Raw genomic sequence first — 21,680 nt, forward strand, 5'->3', positions numbered from 1 at the left:
CCATTGCGGGGCGTTTTGCGTTTCAGCGCTATTCGCGGCAGGCATAGAGCGTGCCGCCCACCGCCACGACCGATACCGCAGCCCCGGTCAGTAGCACCGGAGAGGCCGCGACCGCCGCTGCCGCACCGCCAAGCGAGGCCAGGGCCCCGGACACCGCCGTGCCCGCGCCGCTGAGGATCACCGCCCCGGACGCATCGGGCAGCGCCTGCAGCCCCTGCACGGACCGTCGGGCCGCGGCACCCGACAGCGCCCCTGCGGCGGCGGTCGTCTGGTTCACGCGGCGGCAGACGGCGCGGGTCTGGCTGCGGCAGACGCCCCAGGCATCCCGCGCCCCCAGGTCATAGCCCATCACCGATTCGCTGGCCTTGTCGAAGCGGAGGCAGAAGGGCAGGCGTTCCTCGTCCGTCAGTTCGGGCGTTAGACTGCGCAGGACGACATAGCTGGGGCAGTCGTGGCGCCCGATGCGGGTGGCGAGCTGTTCGCGGCGCGAATAGGTATCCGACAGCCGCGCCTCGGCCTTGTCATAGCCCATGACGACATCGCGGTCATTGATACGGGCGGTGCAGAAGGTCGGCTCTGCCTCCTGCGCGGCGACGGGCGCGGCCGGCAGGGCGGAGAGCAGGGCAAGGACGGGGATCAGGGCAAGGCGGGGCATGGCAACTTCCGGTAGTATCGGGGATGGCCCATGCGTGGGGCAGGGGGGCGCGCCACTCAAGACACAAGATGGTGTCGGGCGCGATTGGCGCGGCCCCTGTGGCGGGATCGCTTGAAAGATGCGGGCATTGCGCGTATAGGGCCCCGGTGCTCAATGGCACAGTGATTCAACAAGCAAGAAAAGCCGTGGCCCCCTGTTTCGCTTCGAGGGAGTGTCCGGCAAGGAGAAGCGACATGAAACTGCATGAAATCCGCGACAATGATGGCGCGAACCGCTCGAAGAAGCGCGTTGCGCGTGGTCCGGGCTCGGGCAAGGGCAAGACCGCCGGCCGGGGTATCAAGGGCCAGAAGTCGCGTTCGGGCGTCGCCCTGGGCGGATACGAAGGCGGCCAGATGCCGCTGTACCGCCGCCTGCCCAAGCGCGGCTTCAGCAAGCCGAACGCAAAGTCGTTCGCCGTCGTGAACCTGGGCCAGATCCAGGGTTTCATCGATGCGGGCAAGATCGACGGCAAGGCAGAGCTGACCGAAGACGCGCTGGTCGCATCGGGTCTGGTCCGCCGCAAGCTGGACGGCATCCGTCTGCTGGCCACCGGCGAGCTGAAGTCGGGCATGACCATCACCGTCACCGGTGCCTCGAAAGCCGCGATCGACGCGGTCGAGAAGGCGGGCGGCAAGGTCAACCTGCCGGCAGCGCGCGACGCGGCGGCCGAATAAGCTGTTGAAGGGGGCTTTCCTGCCCCATAGATAGCATCTAGGTTTTCAGGCGCCGCCGGTCCCCGCGAAAACGGGTCGGCGGCGCTGTCATGACACGGGACATAAACAGCATGGCGTCAGCCGCAGAACAGATGGCCGCGAACCTCTCCTGGGGGCAGCTCGGCAAGGCCACGGAACTTCGCCAGCGGATCTGGTTCACGATCGGCGTGCTGATCATGTACCGCATCGGCACCTATATTCCGGTGCCCGGCATCGACGGCGCGGCGCTGCGCAACTTCATGGAGCAGGCCTCGACGGGCATCGGCGGCATGCTGTCCATGTTCACCGGCGGCGCGCTTGGCCGGATGGGTGTCTTTGCCCTCGGCATCATGCCCTACATCTCGGCCTCGATCATCGTGCAGCTGCTGACCTCGATGGTCCCGTCGCTGGAGCAGCTGAAGAAGGAAGGCGAGACCGGCCGCAAGAAGATCAACCAGTACACCCGCTACGGCACCGTGGCGCTGGCGTTGTTCCAGGCATACGGCCTGGCACGCAGCCTGGAGGCCGGCGGCCTGGCGCATGAACCCGGCCTGTTCTTCCAGGCATCGGTGGTCATCACCCTGGTCGGCGGAACCATGTTCCTGATGTGGCTGGGCGAACAGATCACCGCACGCGGCGTCGGTAACGGCATCTCGCTGATCATCTTCGTGGGCATCCTGGCCGAGATCCCGGCCGCGCTGGCCACCTTCTTCCAGCAGGGCCGCACGGGCGCTATCTCGACCCCGGTGATCCTGTTCGTGATCGTGATGCTGGTGGCGATCATCGCCTTCGTGGTGTTCATGGAACGCGCGCTGCGCAAGATCCGCATCCAGTATCCCCGGCGCCAGGTCGGCATGAAGGTCTATGACGGCCAGACCAGCCACCTGCCGGTCAAGGTCAACCCCGCGGGCGTGATCCCGGCGATCTTCGCCAGCTCACTGCTGCTGCTGCCGATCACCATCTCGACCTTCTCGGGGAACGAGACCGGTCCGATCATGTCGGTGATCCTGGCCTATTTCGGGCCCGGCCAGCCGCTCTATCTGCTGTTCTTCGCGGCGATGATCGTGTTCTTCACGTATTTCTACACGCAGAACGTCTCGTTCAAGACCGATGACGTGGCCGAGAATCTGAAGAACCAGGGCGGCTTCATTCCGGGCATGCGTCCGGGCAAGCGGACCCAGGACTATTTGGATTACGTGGTGAACCGCCTGCTGGTGATCGGCTCTGCCTATCTGGCACTGGTCTGCCTGATGCCAGAGATCCTGCGGGACCAGTTCTCGATCCCGGTCTATCTGGGCGGAACCTCGGTCCTGATCGTGGTGTCGGTGACGATGGACACGATCAACCAGGTTCAGAGCCACCTGCTGGCGCACCAGTACGAGGGGCTGATCGAGAAATCCCAGCTGCGCGGCAAGCGCAAGCCGGGCACCGCCAAGCCGCGCCGCCTGCCGTCGCGCCGCTGAGGGCGCGACCGTACCGACGACACGACAAGGCCGCATCAATGGCCACCTGAGGGGGACAGACGCCATGACCATCAACATCATCCTGTTGGGGCCGCCGGGTGCCGGCAAGGGAACCCAAGCCGGCCGCCTTGTGGCCGACAAGGGCCTTGTCCAGCTGTCCACCGGGGACATGCTGCGTGCCGCCCGGTCGTCGGGAACCGAGATGGGCCGTCGCGTCGCCGAGGTCATGGACCGGGGCGAATTGGTCACGGACGAGATCGTCATCGGCCTGATCCGCGAGCAGCTTGAGAAGGGCGGCAAGGGCTTCATCTTCGACGGCTTCCCCCGGACGCTGGCGCAGGCGGATGCCTTGGGGCGCCTTCTGGCCGAATCCGGCATGGCACTGGACGCGGTGATCGAACTGCAGGTCGACGACGAGGCCCTGGTCGGACGGATCGTCAAGCGCGCCGAGGAATCGCGTGCCGCCGGCCAGCCGGTGCGCCGCGACGACACCCCCGAGGTCTTTGCCGACCGCCTGCGCGAATACTACAAGAAGACCGCGCCGCTCTTGGGCTACTACTACGCCAAGGGCAACCTGCAAACCGTCGACGGCATGGCACCGATGGAGCAGGTCGCCGCCCAGATCGCGGCAAAGCTGCCTGCTTGACGACGCGGCGATCTGCCGCTAGTTCACGTCATCTCGCAAGAGAATCACCCGGATCGCGGGTGGACCATCGATTTGGCCCGGAGGCACAGCTTTCGGGCCTTGCGTTGTGAAAAAAGGTTCCGGCGTTACGGAACCGCAACTGAAAAGGAAAACGCGTGGCTCGTATTGCTGGCGTCAACATTCCGACGGGGAAACGCGTCCCCATCGCTCTGACCTATATCCACGGCATCGGCGACCTGTACGCCGCTCAGATCTGCGAAGCGACTGGCATCGACACGTCGCGCCGCATCAACGATCTGTCGGACGCAGAAGTCTTGGCCATCCGCGAATACATCGATGCCAACCTGACCGTCGAGGGCGACCTGCGCCGCGAAGTCCAGATGAACATCAAGCGCATGATGGACCTGGGCTCGTATCGCGGTCTTCGCCACCGTCGCGGCCTTCCGGTCCGCGGTCAGCGCACGCATACCAATGCGCGCACCCGCAAGGGCCCGGCCAAGCCGATCGCCGGCAAGAAGAAATAAGGGGCAAGCGACATGGCACGTGACAAGACCCGCATGAAGCGCAAGGAACGCAAGAACATCGCCACCGGCGTTGCGCATGTGAACTCCAGCTTCAACAACACCAAGATCCTGATCTCGGACGTCCAGGGCAACGCCATCGCTTGGTCCTCGGCCGGCACGATGGGCTTCAAGGGTTCGCGCAAATCGACCCCGTACGCCGCCCAGATGGCTGCCGAAGATGCCGGCCGCAAGGCGCAGGAACACGGCGTCCGCACGCTGGACGTCGAAGTCCAGGGCCCCGGTTCGGGCCGCGAATCGGCTCTGCGCGCGCTGGCCGCTGCCGGCTTCAACATCACGGCCATCCGTGACGTGACGCCGATCGCGCATAACGGCTGCCGCCCGCCCAAGCGCCGTCGCGTCTGATCCTGGATCATCATTGACCGGCCCGTGCGTCCGCGCATGGGCCGGACTTTCGCATTTCACCTCGGGCGTTTCCGGCCACGGTCATGGGCAGGAAGCAAGTATGGAGGAAAATCCATGATCCACAAGAATTGGGCCGAACTGATCAAGCCGACCCAGCTGGTCGTCAAGCCGGGCGCCGACGCGACCCGCACGGCCACCCTGGTCGCCGAGCCGCTGGAGCGGGGCTTCGGCCTGACGCTTGGCAACGCGCTGCGCCGGGTGCTGATGTCCTCGCTGCAGGGCGGTGCCATCACGGCCGTGCAGATCGACAACGTTCTGCACGAGTTCAGCAGCGTCGCCGGCGTCCGCGAGGACGTGACCGACATCGTGCTGAACCTGAAAGGCGTCACGCTCAAGATGGACGTCGAAGGCCCCAAGCGCCTGACGCTGTCCGCCAAGGGTCCGGGCGAGGTTAAGGCCAGCGACATCCAGGAAACGGCCGGCATCACGGTTCTGAACCGTGACCACGTCATCTGCCATCTGGATGACGGCGCCGAGTTGAACATGGAACTGACCGTGCAGACGGGCAAGGGCTATGTCGCTGCCGACAAGAACCGTCCCGAGGATGCTCCCATCGGCCTGATCCCGATCGACGCGATCTTTTCTCCGGTCAAGCGCGTCAGCTATGAGGTGCAGCCCACCCGTGAGGGGCAGGTGCTGGACTATGACAAGCTGACCATGAAGATCGAGACCGACGGGTCGCTGACGCCGGAAGACGCCGTGGCCTATGCCGCGCGCATCGTTCAGGACCAGCTGTCCGTGTTCGTCAACTTCGACGAGCCGGAAGCCGCGAACCGCCAGGACAGCGACGATGGCTTGGAATTTGATCCGCGCCTGCTGAAGAAGGTCGACGAGCTGGAGCTGTCGGTCCGCTCGGCGAACTGCCTGAAGAACGACAACATCGTCTATATCGGCGATCTGATCCAGAAGACCGAGGCAGAGATGCTGCGGACCCCGAACTTCGGCCGCAAGTCCTTGAACGAGATCAAGGAAGTGCTGTCGGGCATGGGCCTGCATCTGGGCATGGACGTGGTCGACTGGCCGCCGGAAAACATCGAGGATCTGGCCAAGCGTTTCGACGACCAGTTCTGAGATCACGGCGGGGGGCGACCCCCGCTGACCATCGGGCATCTGCCCCAAGGAGAGCGGCCCGCACGCATGGGCCGCCGGACAAAGCAAAACACGCTGTAGGAGATCATCATGCGTCACGCCCGTGGCTATCGCCGCCTCAACCGTACCCACGAACACCGCAAGGCGCTGTTCGCCAACATGTCCGGCTCGCTGATCGAGCACGAGCAGATCAAGACCACCTTGCCGAAAGCCAAGGAACTGCGTCCGATCGTCGAGAAGCTGATCACGCTGGCCAAGCGCGGCGATCTGCACGCCCGCCGCCAGGCGAACGCCCAGCTGAAGCAGGACATGCATGTCGCCAAGCTGTTCGACGTTCTGGGTGAGCGTTACAAGGACCGTCAGGGCGGCTATGTCCGCATCATGAAGGCCGGCTTCCGCTATGGCGACATGGCGCCGATGGCGATCATCGAACTGGTCGACCGCGACACCAGCGCCAAGGGTGCCGCAGACCGTGCGCGTCTGGAATCGGAATTCACTGCCGAAGACTGATCGCGCAGCCCGGATGGGCCAGTGATTTAGACCCCGTCGCAAGAAATTGCGGCGGGGTTTGCTAATTTAGCACAGCCAAAACGCGTTGACGTCGAGGAACGAAAAATTCTTCACCTTCCGCGAGTGGCTTCGCGTATGTATCATCCACGGACGGAATGTTGGTGAGCGTAGCGCCGATTCCGCGAGGGAGGGTGATGTATTTTATCGCGAAGCCGAGGACATTAACCAAATCGAAACTTCGATGGGTCACAACTTGTTTGAACCTTGACGTCAATCATTTCAACATATCCAAAAAGCCATGTCATCTCGTGCAGACATAAATGCAGATCTCCGAAAGCTGGGCAAGCATGCCCTGTCCGGCTATTTCGTGGGGCTGCATATCCGTTTCGCTGCACCGCTGATGCAGTTTCAGACCTATGACGAAAAATGGTCCGAATTTTATTCCCAGAACGGCTATGCCCTGCGCGATCCGACAATCGCCTGGGGGTTCTCGACGACCGGCGCCTGCCGGTGGTCCGCGCTGCCGATCCCAGACCCGTTCAACATCCTCAAGGATGCCGCAGATCACGGGCTGATCTTCGGTCTGACCGTGTCCCACGGTCCGATCGCATCGCGCACCATCGCGTCCTTCGCGCGCGCTGATCGCGAACTTTCCGATGCCGAGATCGAGGAGATCTCGACCACGGTACGGCGGCTTCACGACATGACCGAGCCGCCTGCGAGCCTGACAAAGGCTCAGAAAGAAGCCCTTCGATGCATTGCGGAGGGGGATCGTCATGCAGCAGCGGCTGCCAAGCTTGGCATTACCGAAAGCGCGTTCAAGGCAAGGTTGATTTCTGTCCGGGAACGCCTGAAGGCGCGGACGACCGCCGAGGCGCTGCAGAGGGCCAAGGAATACCGTTTGCTGTAGATGTGTCGCCCAAGGGGTCCGCGAGGCGAGGAAGGGTGCCCTCACACCCCAGGAGTATCAGATGCAGACGACAACACTTTCTTTTTCAAATCTTCACAACCACGGCGAATTGTTTGCCAACCTGTTTCGCGCCCGCAAGCAGAGCTTCATTATCCAGAAGAACTGGGATTTGCCCGAATCCGAGGATATGGAGTTCGACCAGTACGACACCCCGCAAAGCCGCTGGATCGCCATCCATGACCGGACCGAGGTTCTGGCCGGAATCCGCCTGACCCCGACGACCGCGCGCTGCGGCATCTATTCCTACATGATCCGGGACGCGCAGGAGGGGATCCTGGGCGGCAGCATTCCCCAGGACCTGCTGTTCGAGAAGGCGCCCGTCGACCCGCATGTGTGGGAATGCTCACGCGTGTTCGTCAGCCACTCCATCCCGCAGATGTACCGGCGCAAGGTGCACTTCAAGATGGTCGAGGCGATGACCGGATCGGCCCGTGACATGGGCGCGACCAAGCTGATCGCGCTGACCGGGTCGAACTGGCCGCGCTGGTACGGCCGCTGCGGCCTGTCCGCTGTCGCCCTGGGGCGTCCGCTGTTCATCGACGACGGCGAGTTCCAGTGCGTGGCGATCGACTTGGCCACCAAGATGCACTGACCGTCGATGGCCCTGCGAACAGGGCTGTCGCGCCTGCCCGGACATGCCTAGAATGGGCGCGTCATGGCAGATCTGTTCGATACCGCACCGCAGGCAGACCCCCCGTCCGGGACGGGGGCAAGGCCGCTGGCCGACCGCATCCGACCCACCCGCCTGTCCGAGGTCATCGGTCAGGCGAAGGTGCTGGGCCCCGACGGGCCGCTTGGCAGCATGCTGGCATCGGGCAGCCTGTCGTCGCTGATCCTGTGGGGCCCGCCGGGCGTCGGCAAGACGACCATCGCCCGCCTGCTGGCGGACGAGACAGATCTGGCATTCGTGCAGATCAGCGCCATCTTTACCGGCGTGCCCGACCTGCGGAAGGTCTTTGACGCCGCCCGCCTGCGGCGGAGCCAGGGTCGCGCCACGCTGCTGTTCGTCGACGAGATCCACCGGTTCAACAAGGCGCAGCAGGACAGCTTTCTGCCGCATATGGAGGACGGCACGATCCTTCTGGTCGGCGCCACGACAGAGAACCCGTCCTTCGAGCTGAACGCCGCGGTCATGTCGCGGGCCCAGGTCGTCGTGCTGGAGCGTCTGACGCTGGCCGATCTGGAACTGCTGGCGCAACGCGCGGAACGCGAGCTGGGACGCAAGCTGCCCCTGACGGCGCAGGCGCGCGACACCCTGCTGGAGATGGCCGATGGCGACGGCCGTGCCGCGCTGAACCTGATCGAGCAGGTGGCCGCCTGGAAGGTCGAGGGCAAGGTCGATCCCGACGCCTTGGCGAAACGTCTGAACAAACGTGCGCCCAAGTACGACAAGTCAGGCGAGGAGCATTTCAACCTGATCTCGGCCCTGCACAAGTCGGTGCGGGGCAGTGACCCGGACGCCGCGCTGTACTGGCTGGCGCGCATGCTGGAGGGGGGAGAGGACCCGCGCTATCTGGCGCGGCGTATCACGCGCATGGCGATCGAGGATATCGGCCTGGCCGATCCTGCCGCCGCCCGGCACTGCCTGGATGCCTGGGCGCTGTACGAGCGGCTTGGTTCGCCCGAGGGGGAACTGGCCCTTGGCCAGGCGGTCATCTATCTGGCGCTGGCGCCGAAATCGAATGCTGGATACGCGGCCTACAAGAACGCTCGGGCTGAGGCCCGGCGCACGGGCAGCCTGATGCCCCCCGCCCATATCCTGAACGCGCCCACCAAGATGATGAAGGAGCAGGGATACGGCGCGGGCTATGCCTATGACCACGACGCCGAGGACGGGTTCAGCGGCCAGAACTATTTCCCCGACGGGCTGAAGCGCCCAGTCCTCTACACGCCCGTCGAACGCGGGTTCGAACGCGAGCTGAAACGCCGCCTGGACTGGTTCGTCAGCCAGCGGCTGAAGCGCGGCGGTTGACTTTGCGCGCGCGGGGCCACACAGACGCGCGCATGAACCCCTTTCTGCAAGTCGCCATTGGCGGGGCCCTTGGGGCGACCTGCCGCTATGCCATCTATCGCGTCATGCCGCTGGCATGGTCGGCGACGCTGCTGGTCAATGTGGCGGGCAGCTTTGTGATGGGGCTGCTGGCCGCATTGCTGGCGCACAGGCTGGGCAATGCCTGGGCGCCGTTCCTGCTGACCGGCGTGCTGGGGGGATTCACGACGTTTTCGGCCTTTTCGCTGGATGTGCTGACGTTGTGGGAACGGGGTCAGGGCGTCATGGCGCTGGCCTATGTGGGGCTTTCGGTCCTGCTGTCGCTGGCGGCCGTGATGGCCGGACTGGCCTTGGGACGAGGGATTTGGGCATGAGTGCCGTGCAGACCATCATTGTCGGCGACGACGACGCAGAGATGCGGCTGGATCGCTGGCTGAAGAAACGCTTCCCGCAGCTGTCGCAGGTGGCCATCGAGAAGATGTGCCGCAAGGGAGAGCTGCGCATCGACGGGGGGCGCGTCAAGGCCGCCACCCGCATCGCGCCGGGCCAGGAGGTCCGCGTGCCGCCGCTGCCCGAACCCGGCCCCGCGGCCGAACGGTCCGAACGCCCGCTTGGGCCGCGCGTGACCGACAGCGATGCCGAGATGATCCAGGCCGCCGTCCTGTGGAAGGACGAGCACATCATCGCGCTGAACAAGCCGCCAGGTCTGCCCAGCCAGGGCGGCAGCGGGCTGGGCGGGCGTCACGTCGACGGCCTGACCACCGCGCTGCTGTTCGGGTTCAAGGAGCGTCCCAAGCTGGTGCACCGGCTGGACAAGGACACGTCGGGCGTCCTGCTGCTGGCGCGGACCGACCGCGTGGCGCGGGCCCTGTCCGAGGCGTTCCGGTCGCGCACCACGCGCAAGATCTATTGGGCGGCGGTCGCGGGCGTGCCGCATCCGCGGATGGGCACGATCCGCTATGGCCTGGTCAAGGGCGGGCAGGGCCGGGGCGGCGACAACGAGAAGATGATCGCCGTCCACCCCCGCGACATCGACGCGACCGAGGGCGCGAAACGCGCCACGACCGATTACGCCGTGCTGGACGCGCTGGCCACGCGGGCCAGCTGGTGCGCGCTGGTGCCGATCACGGGCCGCACCCATCAGCTGCGCGCCCATATGGCCGAACTGGGCCATCCGATCGTGGGCGACGGCAAGTACGGCGGATCGGGGCAAGAGAATCTGGGCGATGGCTGGGGCGCGCAGCTGGGCGGAGAGATCAGCAAGAAGCTGCACCTGCACGCGCGCTCGATCACCTTCGACCATCCGATCACCAAGAAACGCATGACCATCACCGCGCCCTTGCCCGACCATATGGGCAGGACCTGGAAATCCGTCGGCTGGCAAGAGAACGACGTGCCCGACGATCCCTTTGCGGATGACGCATGAGGCTGGTCGTCTTTGACGTCGACGGCACGCTGGTTGATAGCCAGAACCACATCACCCACGCGATGGGCTTTGCCTTTGACCAGGTCGGCCTGACGCCGCTGCCGAAATCGCGGGTCCTGTCCATCGTGGGGCTGTCGCTGCCCGTGGCGGTCGCCCAGTTGGCGCCCGACGTCGATGCGGACACGCAGGCGCGGATCGTGGCGGGCTACAAGGAAAGCTTCATGCGCGCGCGGCTGGACAGTGCCGCGCCGCTGTATCCGGGCGCGATGGAATGCCTGGACCGGCTGGCCGACCGCGACGACCTGCTGCTGGCGGTGGCGACGGGCAAGTCGCGCCGGGGCCTGGATGCGATGATCGCGGCGCACGGTCTGCAGGGGCGGTTCCTCAGCCTGCAGACGGCGGACGGGCATCCCTCCAAGCCGCATCCCTCGATGCTGCACGCGGCCCTGGCCGAGACGGGGACCGAGGCCGGACGCGCCGTCATGGTCGGCGATACCAGCTTTGACATGGAGATGGCGCGGGCGGCCGGGCTGGCCGGTTTCGGCGTCAGCTGGGGCTATCACCCCGCGCATGCGCTGCAGGATGCCGGGGCGATCCGGATCCTGGACGATTTCACCGGACTGAAAACGGCCATCGAGGAGTGGGCGGCATGAGCGAATGGAAGGCGCGCAGGTTCTGGACCGATGCGGACCTGCGACCCGCGGATGGCGGGTTCGAGATCATGCTGGACAGCCGCGTTCTGCGGACGCCCGGAAAGCATGCGCTGGTCCTGCCGACCGAGGCGCTGGCCCGCGCCGTAGCCGACGAATGGCTGGCCCAGGGCGAGGTGATCGCGCCGCAGACCATGCCGCTGACCCGCGCCGTGAACTCTGCCGTAGAGAAGGTGGCCCCGCAATTCGATGCGGTCGCGGCCATGCTTGCCAATTATGGCGGCACCGATCTGCTGTCCTATCGGGCAACCGATCCGCAATCGCTGATCGACCTGCAGGCGCGCGAATGGGATCCGCTGATCGACTGGTCTGCCCGGCATCTGGACGCGCCGCTGCGGGTCACGCAGGGGGTGATTCCCATCGATCAGGACCAGGGTGCGCTTGACCGCCTGCATGCGCGGGTACGCGCGCAGGACCAGTGGGGGCTGACTGCGCTGCACGATCTGGTGACGATTCCAGGATCGCTGATCCTGGGCCTGGCGGTGATCGAGGGTCGCATCGACGGAGCCGAGGCGCACCGCCTGTCCCGCATCGACGAGGATTTCCAGGCCGAACGATGGGGCGCGGACGAAGAGGCGGCCGAGGCGGCCGAGGGCCGGCGCCTGTCCATACTTTCGGCAGAACGGCTGTGGAGCCTGTCCCGCCGGGGTTGAAAGCGCTTGCGTGACCGGACGGGGTTCTTGACGCGGCAACTTGTATCGGCACAATACCGCCTAATAGGACGGCAGCCGCTGTCGTGCTATGCCGACAAGGACCCCCCGAAGGGTCCGCATCAGCGTTCGCGGACCGATCGGCCGCGGGCGCTCCAACACAGAGGTAACTATGAAAAAATCGGTTTTCCTGGGGACGGCGGCCGCGGCGACCCTGCTGGCAGGCATGGGCATGGCCCAGGAGGGGTCGACGCTGGCCCAGGTCAAGGAGCGCGGCGAGCTGAACTGCGGCGTCAACACCGGCCTGGTCGGATTCGCAGCGCCCGACGCCAGCGGTAACTGGACCGGCTTTGACGTCGCGTTCTGCCGCGCGCTGGCCGCAGCCGTCCTGGGCGATCCCGCCAAGGTCAAATTCGTGCCGACCACCGGCCAGACGCGCTTTACCGCGCTGTCGTCGGGCGAGGTGGACGTCCTGGCCCGCAACTCGACCTGGACCTATTCGCGCGACACCGACCTGAAGCTGGATTTCATCGGGGTGAACTATTATGACGGCCAAGGCTTCATGGTCCGGTCCGATCTGGGCGTGACCTCGGCCAAGGAACTGGACGGCGCGACGATCTGCATCCAGACCGGCACCACGACCGAGCTGAACTTGGCCGACTATTTCCGCGCCAACAACATGACCTATACGCCGGTCAACATCGACAGCAATGCCGAGGGCGAGCAGCAGTACATGGCCGGCGCCTGCGACGCCTATACCACCGACGCGTCGGGCCTTGCGGCCACCCGTGCGGCCTTTGCCGACCCGGAAACCCACATCATCCTGCCCGAGATCATCTCCAAGGAACCCCTTGGGCCGGCCGTGCGCCACGGCGACAGCAACTGGGGCGACATCGCCCGCTGGACCCTGAACGCGCTGATCGCCGCCGAAGAATACGGCGTGACCTCGCGCAACATCGAGGAGCTGGTCCGGTCGTCCGAGAACCCCGAGGTTCAGCGCCTTCTGGGCACCACGGACGAGCTGGGCGCGATGATGGGCCTGGACGCCGAATGGGCGCGTCGCGCCATCCTGGCGGGCGGCAACTATGGCGAGATCTTTGCCGCCAACATCGGCGAGCAGACCCCGATCGGCCTGGCCCGCGGCCTGAACGCGCAGTGGACCCAGGGCGGCCTGCTCTACGCACCGCCGTTCCGCTGATCGGCTGACACGACAGGGGGTCGGACCCATGACGGGCCCGACCCCGACCCTCCATCAACGATAATCCTGCCCAAGCGAAAAACGGCGCAAAGCCGATGGCAGGCGACAGGGGTAAGAAAGATGACGGACATCCGGGCAACGGCGACGCCGCCGTTCCGGCTGAGCATGCTGGTCAACGACCAGCGGTATCGGTCCCTGACATTTCAGGTCATCGTGTTCATTCTGGTCATGGCCGCCGCATGGTGGCTGGTCGACAACACGATCCGCAACCTGGCCCTGATGGGCAAGAGCTTCGATTTCGGGTTCCTGTTCCAGCGCGCGGGCTATGACATCCCGCAGACGCCGATCCCCTATACCGCCGACGATTCGCACCTGCGCGCATCGGTCGTGGGCCTGCTGAACACGCTGATCGTGGCGGTGCTGGGCTGCATCGCGGCGACGGTCCTGGGCGTGATCGTGGGCGTGTCGCGCCTGTCCAAGAACTGGCTGTTCGCCCGGCTGATGACCGTCTTTGTCGAGATCTTCCGCAACATGCCGCTGCTGCTGTGGATCCTGATCGTCTATGCGATCTTCACCGAGATCCTGCCGCCGCCCAACGCATTCCGCGGCGAGGCCGCGACATCGGGGATGATCCTCTTTGACCACGTGGCGCTGACCAATCGCTATACCGCGCTGCCCACGCTGGCGATGACGAACGATCCGGGCAGCCTGGACCTGGGCGCGCGCATCACCTTCAACTGGGCCACCATCGCTTTTGTCGTGGTGCTGGTCGGGGGGTGGTTCGCACGCCGCATGATCGCGTCCTGGGCGCAGAACGTGCAGGACCGCACCGGCAGTCGGCCCACCACCTGGTGGATGTCGCTGGCGGTGATGATCGTGCCGTCGCTGCTGCTGATCTGGTATTTCGGCCTGCATCTGGAGCCGCCCACGCTGCAGGGCTTCAACTTCACCGGTGGGCTGAACGTGTCGAACTCGCTGGTCGCGCTGTGGCTGGCGCTGACGCTGTACACCGCCGCCTTCATCGCCGAGATCGTGCGCGCCGGCATCCTGGCCGTCAGCCGCGGCCAGTCCGAGGCGGCATTCGCCCTGGGCCTGCGCCCGAACCGCACCATGAGCCTGGTGATCCTGCCGCAGGCGCTGCGCGTGATCATTCCGCCGCTGATCTCTCAGTACCTGAACCTGACCAAGAACAGTTCGCTGGCGATTGCCGTGGGCTACATGGACCTGCGCGGCACCCTGGGGGGGACCACGCTGAACCAGACCGGCCGCGAGCTGGAGGCCATCGTGCTGATGATGCTGACCTATCTGGCCCTCAGCCTGATCATTTCCGCCGGGATGAACGTCTTCAACGCCCGCGTCAAACTGAAGGAGCGGTGAGATGAGCGACACCCACGCCCAGACCGTGCCCTTCGTGCGCGACACCATGCTGCCCTCGGCCGCGCCGCCGGTCCGCGAATCGGGGGCGATCCGCTGGCTGCGGACGAACCTCTTCTCGGGGCCGGTCAACACGGTGCTGACCCTTCTTGGGGCGCTGATCATCTGGTTCCTGGTCTCGACCTTCTGGGACTGGTTCGCCCATTCGGTCTGGAACGCCTCCAGCCTGAACGAATGCCGCGCGATCATCGCGGCCACCTGGGGCGAGGACGCCCGCGGCGCCTGTTTCGCGGTGATCCGCGAACGCTGGAACCAGTACGTCTTCGGCTTCTATCCGGTCGAGCTGTACTGGCGGCCCACGATGACCTTCGGCCTGCTGATGGTCGCGCTGGCGCCGGTGCTGTTCTCGGCCTCGCTGTCGATCCGCCGCGTGGTGCTGGGCATCACCGCCGTCGTCACGCTGTGGGCGATGGTCGTGCTGGGCGCACCGGCGGGCTGGCTGATCTTTGCGGCTGCGGCGCTTGTCGCGGGACTGGTCGCATCAGAGCGCAACATCAGCTGGATGCTGCCCTTCTCGCTGGTCTATCCGCTGCTGGGCGTATGGTTCCTGTGGGGCGGCACCCTGTGGGGGCCGATCTTCGTGCTGGTCGGGCCCCTGCTGGGCTGGCTTGCCTGGCGGGCGCTGTCGCGCGTCTCTCCGATGCTGGCGACGGTCGTGGCGATCCTGGTGACGGTGTTGTTCTGGCTGGTGCTGGCAGGTGACGCGGCCCGCGATGCCGAGGCGCTGCTGCCGCTGTCGATCGACGCGGTGCGGTCGGACCGTTTCGGCGGCTTCCTGCTGTCGCTGACCATCGGCGTGGCGGGCATCGCGCTGTCACTGCCCCTGGGCATCGTTCTGGCGCTGGCGCGTCAGTCGGACATGTTCCTGATCAAGTCGCTGGCGGTGATCTTCATCGAGTTCATCCGCGGCGTGCCGCTGATCACGCTGCTGTTCGTGGCTTCGCTGCTGCTGAACTACTTCCTGCCCCCGGGCACCAATTTCGACATCATCCTGCGCGTCATCATCATGGTGACGATCTTCGCCGCCGCCTACATGGCCGAGGTGATCCGCGGCGGTCTGGCCGCGCTGCCCAAGGGGCAGTACGAGGCCGCCGATGCCCTGGGCCTGGACTACTGGAAGGCGCAGCGCCTGATCGTGCTGCCGCAGGCGCTGAAAATCTCGATCCCGGGGATCGTGTCGACCTTCATCGGCATGTTCAAGGACACGACGCTGGTGACCTTCGTGGGGCTCTATGATCCGCTGAAATCCATGTCGGACGCGGTGCGCGCCAATGTCGAATGGAAGGGCATCTACTGGGAGCCGTTCATTTTCGTCGGCGCCATCTTCTTTCTCATCTGCTTCGGCATGTCGCGATACTCGATGTATCTGGAACGCCGCCTGCAACGCGACCACAGGTAAGGACCCTGGTTATGGAACACATCGAACGCCGCATCGACCGCAGCCAGATGACCGTCAGCGACGAGGTCGCCATCGACATCCGCAACATGAACAAGTGGTACGGCACGTTCCACGTCCTGCGCGACATCGACCTGACCGTGCACAAGGGGGAACGGATCGTCATCGCCGGTCCGTCGGGGTCGGGGAAATCGACCCTGATCCGCTGCATCAACCGGCTGGAGGAGCATCAGGCGGGCCATATCGTCGTCGACGGGGTCGAACTGACCAGCGACATCAAGAACATCGACAAGGTCCGTTCCGAAGTCGGCATGGTCTTTCAGCACTTCAACCTGTTTCCGCACCTGACCGTGCTGGAGAACTGCACCTTGGCGCCCATCTGGGTGCGCAAGGTGCCGCGCAAGCAGGCCGAGGCGACCGCGATGCGGTTCCTGGAAAAGGTCAAGATCCCCGAACAGGCCGGGAAATATCCGGGCCAGTTGTCGGGCGGTCAGCAGCAGCGCGTGGCCATCGCCCGGTCGCTGTGTATGCAGCCCAAGATCATGCTGTTCGACGAGCCGACCAGCGCCCTGGACCCCGAGATGATCAAGGAGGTCCTGGACACCATGATCGAGCTGGCCGAGGAGGGGATGACCATGATCTGCGTCACCCACGAAATGGGCTTTGCGCAGGCCGTGGCAAACCGGGTGATCTTCATGGATCAGGGTCAGATCGTCGAGCAGAACAATCCAACCGACTTCTTCAACAACCCGAAATCCGAGCGGACCAAGCTGTTTCTCAGCCAGATCCTGGGTCACTGATCGACGGCGGGGGCGCGGCGCGCCCGCCGGACATCCTCAGATGCGCCCGTCCAGGCGCACGAAATCCATCACGCTGCCCTGACCCTTCTGCAGGTCGGCCCAGCTGTCGATCTGGAAATCCACCACCAGCGTCGCGCCGGTCGGATAGCGGCGGAAATCTGGGTCCATCGGCAGGCGCGCGGGCAGTATCGATGCGAATTCCGAAATGCCCGGGTTATGGCCCAGCATCATCACCGTCGGCATCGTCGCCGTCTTCAGCACCGCCATCATCTTTTCCGCGCCGGCCTGATACAGGCCCGGCTCGATCCGCATCAGCGGCCGTACCTCGAGGGGGGCACCGGCGATTACTGCCCAGGTTTCCTGCGTGCGGGCCGAGGACGAACACAGGACCTCCTCGGGTTCATACCCGCGGCTGGCCAGCCAGTCGCCCAAGGCGCGCGCGGACCGGCGACCGCGATCGTTCAGTGGCCGGTCGTGATCGTCCAGGGTGGGATCGTCCCAGGCCGATTTCGCATGACGTGTCAGGATCAGGCGTCTGTGTCCAAGTGGGGTCATGGAAATGCTGCCTCTTTGTGCCATGCTGTCGGTTTCGGCAGCCTGCCACAGGCGCTGGCGAAGGGGCAAGCGCCCTTCGCCATGCCCCGATCACAGGCTGCTGGCGACCTGACGCAGGCCGCGCGGGGTCACGCGCGGTTCGGTGGTCCGGATCAGCGATCCGGCGCCGTGTTCGGTGAACAGCTCCAGCAGGCAGGCGTTGGGCACGCGTCCGTCCAGGATCACCACCGCGCGCACCCCGTCGTCCAGCGCCTTCAGCGCGGTCTCGGTCTTGGGGATCATGCCGCCGGCGATCTGGCCGTCGGCGATCATCGCGCGGACCTGGTCGGGATGCAGCTGCGTGACCACCTGGCCGGTCGCGTCCTTGACGCCCGCGACATCGGTCAAAAGCAGCAGGCGGTCGGCCTTGAGCGCGCCGGCGATGGCCCCCGCCGCGGTGTCGCCGTTGACGTTGAAGGTCTCGTTATCCTCCATGCCGGTGGCGACGGGGGCGATGACCGGGATCATCCCGGCGGTATACAGGTCGCGAATGATCTGGACGTTCATCTCGACTGGGCGACCGACGAAACCCAGTTCCGGGTCGTCGGCCTCGCACACCATCATGTCGTCGTCCTTGCCCGAGATGCCGACTGCGCGGCCGCCCGCGTCATTGATCGCCTGGACGATGCGCTTGTTCACCAAGCCGGACAGCACCATCTCGACCACCTCGACGGTCTCCTTGGTGGTGACGCGCTTGCCGCGGACAAAGCGGCTCTCGATGCCAAGGCGACCCAGCAGGTCGTTGATCATCGGCCCGCCACCATGGCAGACGACCGGGTTCATGCCGACCTGCTTCATCAGCACGACGTCGCGGGCGAATTCGGCCATCGCCTCGTCGTCGCCCATGGCGTTGCCGCCGAACTTGACCACGACGACCGCCCCGGAATAGCGCTGCAGATAGGGCAGGGCTTCGGATAGGGTGCGTGCGGTGGCGATCCAGTCACGGTTCATGTTCTGTGTTCTCATCCTTGGGGCCCCGATCTGACGGGGCGGACCCTAGGACGCATGCGCCGATCAGTCCAGCCCGGCGATGATCGCGCGCAGCGTGGCGATGCCCTGGTTCTTTTCGGAGCTGGTGACGACCAGTTCCGGATAGGCGGCAGGGTGTTTCTGCAACGCTTCGCGCACCTGGTCCAGGACCGGGGCCAGGGCGTTCGGGCCCAGCTTGTCGGTCTTGGTCATCACCACTTGGAACGGCACCGCGGACCGGTCCAGCAGGGTCATGATCTCGTGGTCGACATCCTTCACGCCATGGCGCGAATCGATCAGGCAGAACGCGCGGCGCAGGGTCTGACGCCCGGCCAGGTAGGATTTCAGCAGCGCCTGCCATTTCGCGACGACGGCGACGGGGGCCTTGGCAAAGCCATAGCCCGGAAGGTCGACCAGATAGGAGTGCTCGCCCAGGGCGAAATAGTTGATCTCTTGCGTGCGGCCCGGCGTGTTCGACGCGCGGGCCAGCCCCTTGCGGCCGGTCAGCGCGTTGATCAGGCTGGACTTGCCCACGTTCGATCGGCCCGCAAAGCAGACTTCGGGACGGTTCGGTGGCGGCAGGCCGTCCATGTGGACGACGCCCTTGACGAAATCGACCGGCCCCGCGAACAGCAGGCGAGCCTGCTCTGCCTTGGAGGCTTCGGGATCGGGGGCGGTGGGAAAGGCGACTTTCATGCGTGGACCTGATCTTGCAGGCGGACCGGACCGCCGGTGACAACCTCGGCGAAGATGCCGAAATCGGTGTGGCCGTAAAGCCGGTCCAGCGTCTGGACCATGTCGATATCGCGCGTCCCGCTGTCGGTATCCGCGCTGGTGGCGTCGCAGCGGCCGACATGGTCGGTGACCCGCAGTTCTGCCGCGCCGATGCGGATGGTGCGGCCGATCAGGTCGCGCTCCGCAAAGGGCGCCCAGCCATCGACCCACAGGTTGCCGCGCCACCGATGCGTGCCGAAGGCCTGGCCGCATTGAGCTTCCAGATGGGCGAGGCTGGACAGGGACAGGATGGACACAAAGGGCCGCTTCTGATCGGTCCAGACGGCCGCTCCATGCACCAGCCGGGTGGGGGCAGGGGCATCGGTCGGCCAAAGCGGGCGCAACCAATCGATCAACTGCTGTCCCTGGGTGGCAGGATCCAGCACCAGCGTGCCAGCCCGCGGGTGGGACAGGTGCAGCATGCCGTCCCGCCACCCGCCGACGATGGCCTGCAGGTCGGCCGAGACGACGCCGCGCAGGAAGCAGGATTTGGGCAGCCAACGATCCGGCTGTCCGTCGGTCTGGTGGGCCAAGGCGTGGCGTTCACCGGCCTCTGTCAGCACCGCCCATTCACGATCGCCGGGCAGGCGACGGCCGGTCTGCAGGGTGACCTGCTCCAGCCCCTCTCCGCCGACCGACTTGATCGGATGGCGGCGGATCAGGGCCAGATGCGCGGTCACTTTCCTGCGCCGGGCTTGTTGCCGGGACGCTTGCGCGTGGGCATCGACGACTTGATGTTGCCGAACAGGTCCGGACGGTGCCCGTGCATCGACATGATCGTGTACTGCTGCAGGATCGTGATCACGTTGTTGGTGATCCAGTACAGCACCAGACCCGAGGCGAAGCCGCCCAGCATGAACATGAAGATCCACGGCATCCAAGCAAAGATCATCTTCTGCGCGGCGTCCGTGGGGGCCGGGTTCAGACGCTGCTGCATCCACATGCTGATGCCCAGGGCAATCGCCAGCGCGGGCAGCGTGACCGAGTGCAGCAGCGTCCCCTGTGCCGGCACGCCATAGGGCAGCAGGCCATAGAGGTTCAGCAGGCTGGACGGGTCGGGTGCGGACAGATCCTGGATCCAGCCGAACCACGGTGCATGGCGCAGTTCGATGGTGACGAAGATCACCTTGTAGAGCGAGAAGAAGATCGGGATCTGCAGCAGGATCGGCAGGCAGCCCGCGGCAGGGTTCACCTTTTCCCGCTTGTAGAGCTCCATCACTTCCTTCTGGAACTTCATCCGGTCGTCACCGGTGCGCGCCTTGATCTCCTCCATCTGCGGCTGCAGCTCCTTCATCTTCGCCATCGAGATGTAGGACTTGCGCGCCAGCGGGAAGACCAGCGTCTTCAGCACGAAGGTCAGCGCGATGATCGCCCAGCCCATGTTGCCGATGATGCCGTGCAGCCAGTGCAGCAGCTGGAAGATCGGCTTGGTCAGGAAGTAGAACCAGCCCCAGTCGATCGAATCGACGAAGCGCTGGATGCCGGGGGTCTCCTCATAGCCGCGGATGACCTCCCAGACCTTGGCGCCGGCGAACAGGTAGCTGTCCGCGCTCAGCTGGGTGCCTGGCTCCACCGTCTGCATCGGGAAGCGGGCCTCGGTCTGATAGATGTCGGCGCCGTCGGCGTATTTCACGACCGCGGTGAAGGCCTGGCCGGGCGCGGGGGCCAGCGAAGACATCCAGTACTTGTCGGTGAAACCGATCCAGCCGTTGCCGGTGACGTTATAGACCTCGGCCCGGCCTTCGCGGTCGATCGGGTCCAGTTCCGCGACGTCGTCGTATTTCATCTCGACCAGGGTGCCGTCGACCATGCCGACCACGCCCTCGTGCAGGATGAAGTTGTTCTGGGTGTCGGGGCGGCCATGGCGCGCGATGATGCCGTAGGGCGCGGCCGAGAACGCCGCATCGCCGTTGTTCTGCAGGCTCTGGCCGACGGTGAACAGATAGTTGTCGTCCAGCGCGAAGGTCCGGCGGAAGATCTGGCCCGCGCCGTTGTCCCATGCCAGCGTCACCGGCTGACCGGGGGACAGCGTCTCGCCCGATTCCAGCGTCCAGACGGTCGCGGGGTTCGGAACCAGGCTTGCATCCACGCCCGGACCGGGGGTCCAGCCATAGACGGCGTAATAGGGTTTGTACTGGGCGCTGTCGACGGGAATGCTGTCATCGGCCGTCGCGCTGGACGGCGTCAGCAGTCGCACGTCCGGAGACCCCTCGTCGCGGGTTTCCTGATAGCGGGTCAGCAGAAGGTCGTCGATGCGACCGCCGGCCAGCGAAATGGACCCCGACAGCGCCGACGACTGGATCGCGACCCGACCGGCGGGTTCTGCGGCATCCGGCTCGGCCGCCAGGTCGGCGGGGGCCGTCATGGCCGCTTCCGTTCCGGGGGTGGCCAGCGGCTGGTCGCCCACGACCTGTTCCGTCAGCGGCTGCCCCGAGGGCTGGTCGGAGACGGGTTCGGGGGCGAAGACCGTATACCATACCAGGATCACCAGAAACGACAGGACCGTTGCCAGGATCAAATTGCGGTTGTTGTCTTCCATTCCGTCACCACCGTCATCGCGTCAGTCTGGGCGGTTCAACAGAACGCACCCCCAAAGGTCAAGCGGATTTGCCATTTGACGCAGGAATGCAAGGGAATTCGCCGAAACGCCCCGCGCGTGCGACCGCGGGGCGCGGGTCAGTGGGGCGGA

At 65.4% G+C, this 21,680-nt stretch carries 24 protein-coding genes; 18 read left to right on the forward strand and 6 right to left on the reverse strand.

The window, feature by feature from the left end; genetic code table 11:
* Positions 1-28 precede the first annotated feature (28 nt).
* Complete coding sequence (locus EOJ32_RS05575) at positions 29-655, reverse strand: hypothetical protein (protein WP_127897946.1); 627 nt, start codon at positions 653-655, stop codon at positions 29-31.
* 233 nt (positions 656-888) lie between these two features.
* On the opposite strand from EOJ32_RS05575, the gene rplO reads away from it, so the two are divergent.
* The 18 genes from rplO (at position 889) to EOJ32_RS05665 (ending at position 16,654) form a co-directional block, all read left to right on the forward strand.
* Positions 889-1,368 carry a 50S ribosomal protein L15 gene (rplO, locus tag EOJ32_RS05580; protein ID WP_045982150.1) on the forward strand — a complete coding sequence of 160 codons (480 nt, stop codon included), beginning with the start codon at positions 889-891 and terminating at the stop codon, positions 1,366-1,368.
* Positions 1,369-1,478: 110 nt separating this feature from the next.
* Positions 1,479-2,849, forward strand: a complete 1,371-nt coding sequence (gene secY / locus EOJ32_RS05585; protein WP_127897947.1) for a preprotein translocase subunit SecY — start codon at positions 1,479-1,481, stop codon at positions 2,847-2,849.
* A gap of 70 nt (positions 2,850-2,919) precedes the next feature.
* Positions 2,920-3,495: an adenylate kinase gene (locus tag EOJ32_RS05590; protein ID WP_371706120.1), complete on the forward strand. Its 576-nt coding sequence runs from the start codon at positions 2,920-2,922 to the stop codon at positions 3,493-3,495.
* 155 nt (positions 3,496-3,650) lie between these two features.
* Complete coding sequence (rpsM, locus tag EOJ32_RS05595) at positions 3,651-4,019, forward strand: 30S ribosomal protein S13 (RefSeq protein WP_045982147.1); 369 nt, start codon at positions 3,651-3,653, stop codon at positions 4,017-4,019.
* Between the two features lie 12 nt (positions 4,020-4,031).
* Positions 4,032-4,421: a 30S ribosomal protein S11 gene (rpsK, locus tag EOJ32_RS05600; RefSeq protein ID WP_042247912.1), complete on the forward strand. Its 390-nt coding sequence runs from the start codon at positions 4,032-4,034 to the stop codon at positions 4,419-4,421.
* A 114-nt stretch (positions 4,422-4,535) separates the two neighbouring features.
* Entirely contained in the window at positions 4,536-5,552 is a 1,017-nt protein-coding gene (locus EOJ32_RS05605; protein WP_042247914.1) for a DNA-directed RNA polymerase subunit alpha, read from the forward strand.
* Between the two features lie 108 nt (positions 5,553-5,660).
* The gene (rplQ, locus tag EOJ32_RS05610; protein ID WP_042247916.1) at positions 5,661-6,080 is read left to right on the forward strand and encodes a 50S ribosomal protein L17; all 420 of its coding nucleotides are present in this window, start codon (positions 5,661-5,663) and stop codon (positions 6,078-6,080) included.
* A gap of 298 nt (positions 6,081-6,378) precedes the next feature.
* The gene (locus EOJ32_RS05615; RefSeq protein WP_045982146.1) at positions 6,379-6,990 is read left to right on the forward strand and encodes an autoinducer binding domain-containing protein; all 612 of its coding nucleotides are present in this window, start codon (positions 6,379-6,381) and stop codon (positions 6,988-6,990) included.
* A gap of 61 nt (positions 6,991-7,051) precedes the next feature.
* A complete protein-coding gene (locus EOJ32_RS05620) occupies positions 7,052-7,642 on the forward strand; it encodes an acyl-homoserine-lactone synthase (protein ID WP_045982145.1) in 591 nt (196 codons plus the stop codon).
* Between the two features lie 63 nt (positions 7,643-7,705).
* Positions 7,706-9,022, forward strand: coding sequence for a replication-associated recombination protein A (locus tag EOJ32_RS05625; RefSeq protein ID WP_045982144.1), 1,317 nt, complete (start codon positions 7,706-7,708; stop codon positions 9,020-9,022).
* Positions 9,023-9,054: 32 nt separating this feature from the next.
* Positions 9,055-9,414 carry a fluoride efflux transporter CrcB gene (crcB, locus tag EOJ32_RS05630; protein ID WP_127897949.1) on the forward strand — a complete coding sequence of 120 codons (360 nt, stop codon included), beginning with the start codon at positions 9,055-9,057 and terminating at the stop codon, positions 9,412-9,414.
* Complete coding sequence (locus EOJ32_RS05635) at positions 9,411-10,466, forward strand: RluA family pseudouridine synthase (protein WP_127897950.1); 1,056 nt, start codon at positions 9,411-9,413, stop codon at positions 10,464-10,466. The genes crcB and EOJ32_RS05635 overlap by 4 nt, the downstream gene beginning before the upstream one ends.
* On the forward strand, positions 10,463-11,119 hold the full coding sequence (locus EOJ32_RS05640) for an HAD-IA family hydrolase (RefSeq protein WP_127897951.1): 657 nt from the start codon (positions 10,463-10,465) through the stop codon (positions 11,117-11,119). Before EOJ32_RS05635 ends, EOJ32_RS05640 begins: the two co-directional genes overlap by 4 nt.
* On the forward strand, positions 11,116-11,829 hold the full coding sequence (locus tag EOJ32_RS05645; RefSeq protein ID WP_045982140.1) for an ATP12 family chaperone protein: 714 nt from the start codon (positions 11,116-11,118) through the stop codon (positions 11,827-11,829). Before EOJ32_RS05640 ends, EOJ32_RS05645 begins: the two co-directional genes overlap by 4 nt.
* Before the next feature lie 169 nt (positions 11,830-11,998).
* A complete protein-coding gene (locus tag EOJ32_RS05650; protein WP_045982139.1) occupies positions 11,999-13,024 on the forward strand; it encodes an amino acid ABC transporter substrate-binding protein in 1,026 nt (341 codons plus the stop codon).
* Positions 13,025-13,144: 120 nt separating this feature from the next.
* On the forward strand, positions 13,145-14,401 hold the full coding sequence (locus EOJ32_RS05655) for an amino acid ABC transporter permease (protein WP_240542503.1): 1,257 nt from the start codon (positions 13,145-13,147) through the stop codon (positions 14,399-14,401).
* 1 nt (position 14,402) lies between these two features.
* Positions 14,403-15,857, forward strand: a complete 1,455-nt coding sequence (locus EOJ32_RS05660; protein ID WP_127897952.1) for an amino acid ABC transporter permease — start codon at positions 14,403-14,405, stop codon at positions 15,855-15,857.
* 11 nt (positions 15,858-15,868) lie between these two features.
* Entirely contained in the window at positions 15,869-16,654 is a 786-nt protein-coding gene (locus EOJ32_RS05665) for an amino acid ABC transporter ATP-binding protein (protein WP_045982136.1), read from the forward strand.
* Between the two features lie 36 nt (positions 16,655-16,690).
* Here the strand turns inward: EOJ32_RS05665 and EOJ32_RS05670 are convergent, their stop codons facing one another.
* The 5 genes from EOJ32_RS05670 to yidC form a co-directional block, all read right to left on the reverse strand.
* Positions 16,691-17,209, reverse strand: a complete 519-nt coding sequence (locus tag EOJ32_RS05670; protein ID WP_127897953.1) for a histidine phosphatase family protein — start codon at positions 17,207-17,209, stop codon at positions 16,691-16,693.
* Between the two features lie 90 nt (positions 17,210-17,299).
* The gene (argB, locus tag EOJ32_RS05675) at positions 17,300-18,199 is read right to left on the reverse strand and encodes an acetylglutamate kinase (protein ID WP_045982134.1); all 900 of its coding nucleotides are present in this window, start codon (positions 18,197-18,199) and stop codon (positions 17,300-17,302) included.
* Between the two features lie 63 nt (positions 18,200-18,262).
* The gene (yihA, locus tag EOJ32_RS05680) at positions 18,263-18,913 is read right to left on the reverse strand and encodes a ribosome biogenesis GTP-binding protein YihA/YsxC (RefSeq protein WP_045982133.1); all 651 of its coding nucleotides are present in this window, start codon (positions 18,911-18,913) and stop codon (positions 18,263-18,265) included.
* Entirely contained in the window at positions 18,910-19,671 is a 762-nt protein-coding gene (locus tag EOJ32_RS05685; protein ID WP_127897954.1) for an MOSC domain-containing protein, read from the reverse strand. Before EOJ32_RS05685 ends, yihA begins: the two co-directional genes overlap by 4 nt.
* Positions 19,668-21,530, reverse strand: coding sequence for a membrane protein insertase YidC (yidC, locus tag EOJ32_RS05690; RefSeq protein WP_127897955.1), 1,863 nt, complete (start codon positions 21,528-21,530; stop codon positions 19,668-19,670). Before yidC ends, EOJ32_RS05685 begins: the two co-directional genes overlap by 4 nt.
* Positions 21,531-21,680 lie beyond the last annotated feature (150 nt).

The sequence above is a fragment of the Paracoccus sp. Arc7-R13 genome, from assembly GCF_004010775.1.
GTDB lineage: Bacteria > Pseudomonadota > Alphaproteobacteria > Rhodobacterales > Rhodobacteraceae > Paracoccus > Paracoccus marcusii.

Excerpts from the sequence above, each read along its gene's own strand:
- yidC (WP_127897955.1), bottom strand. The coding sequence starts at position 21,530 with ATGGAAGACAACAACCGCAATTTGATCCTGGCAACGGTCCTGTCGTTT.
- EOJ32_RS05665 (WP_045982136.1), top strand. The coding sequence starts at position 15,869 with ATGGAACACATCGAACGCCGCATCGACCGCAGCCAGATGACCGTCAGC.
- EOJ32_RS05625 (WP_045982144.1), top strand. The coding sequence starts at position 7,706 with ATGGCAGATCTGTTCGATACCGCACCGCAGGCAGACCCCCCGTCCGGG.
- EOJ32_RS05605 (WP_042247914.1), top strand. The coding sequence starts at position 4,536 with ATGATCCACAAGAATTGGGCCGAACTGATCAAGCCGACCCAGCTGGTC.
- EOJ32_RS05645 (WP_045982140.1), top strand. The coding sequence starts at position 11,116 with ATGAGCGAATGGAAGGCGCGCAGGTTCTGGACCGATGCGGACCTGCGA.
- EOJ32_RS05655 (WP_240542503.1), top strand. The coding sequence starts at position 13,145 with ATGACGGACATCCGGGCAACGGCGACGCCGCCGTTCCGGCTGAGCATG.
- crcB (WP_127897949.1), top strand. The coding sequence starts at position 9,055 with ATGAACCCCTTTCTGCAAGTCGCCATTGGCGGGGCCCTTGGGGCGACC.
- EOJ32_RS05635 (WP_127897950.1), top strand. The coding sequence starts at position 9,411 with ATGAGTGCCGTGCAGACCATCATTGTCGGCGACGACGACGCAGAGATG.
- EOJ32_RS05620 (WP_045982145.1), top strand. The coding sequence starts at position 7,052 with ATGCAGACGACAACACTTTCTTTTTCAAATCTTCACAACCACGGCGAA.
- EOJ32_RS05650 (WP_045982139.1), top strand. The coding sequence starts at position 11,999 with ATGAAAAAATCGGTTTTCCTGGGGACGGCGGCCGCGGCGACCCTGCTG.
- rplQ (WP_042247916.1), top strand. The coding sequence starts at position 5,661 with ATGCGTCACGCCCGTGGCTATCGCCGCCTCAACCGTACCCACGAACAC.
- EOJ32_RS05575 (WP_127897946.1), bottom strand. The coding sequence starts at position 655 with ATGCCCCGCCTTGCCCTGATCCCCGTCCTTGCCCTGCTCTCCGCCCTG.
- EOJ32_RS05615 (WP_045982146.1), top strand. The coding sequence starts at position 6,379 with ATGTCATCTCGTGCAGACATAAATGCAGATCTCCGAAAGCTGGGCAAG.
- yihA (WP_045982133.1), bottom strand. The coding sequence starts at position 18,913 with ATGAAAGTCGCCTTTCCCACCGCCCCCGATCCCGAAGCCTCCAAGGCA.
- rplO (WP_045982150.1), top strand. The coding sequence starts at position 889 with ATGAAACTGCATGAAATCCGCGACAATGATGGCGCGAACCGCTCGAAG.
- EOJ32_RS05660 (WP_127897952.1), top strand. The coding sequence starts at position 14,403 with ATGAGCGACACCCACGCCCAGACCGTGCCCTTCGTGCGCGACACCATG.
- EOJ32_RS05670 (WP_127897953.1), bottom strand. The coding sequence starts at position 17,209 with ATGACCCCACTTGGACACAGACGCCTGATCCTGACACGTCATGCGAAA.
- EOJ32_RS05640 (WP_127897951.1), top strand. The coding sequence starts at position 10,463 with ATGAGGCTGGTCGTCTTTGACGTCGACGGCACGCTGGTTGATAGCCAG.
- argB (WP_045982134.1), bottom strand. The coding sequence starts at position 18,199 with ATGAACCGTGACTGGATCGCCACCGCACGCACCCTATCCGAAGCCCTG.
- secY (WP_127897947.1), top strand. The coding sequence starts at position 1,479 with ATGGCGTCAGCCGCAGAACAGATGGCCGCGAACCTCTCCTGGGGGCAG.
- rpsK (WP_042247912.1), top strand. The coding sequence starts at position 4,032 with ATGGCACGTGACAAGACCCGCATGAAGCGCAAGGAACGCAAGAACATC.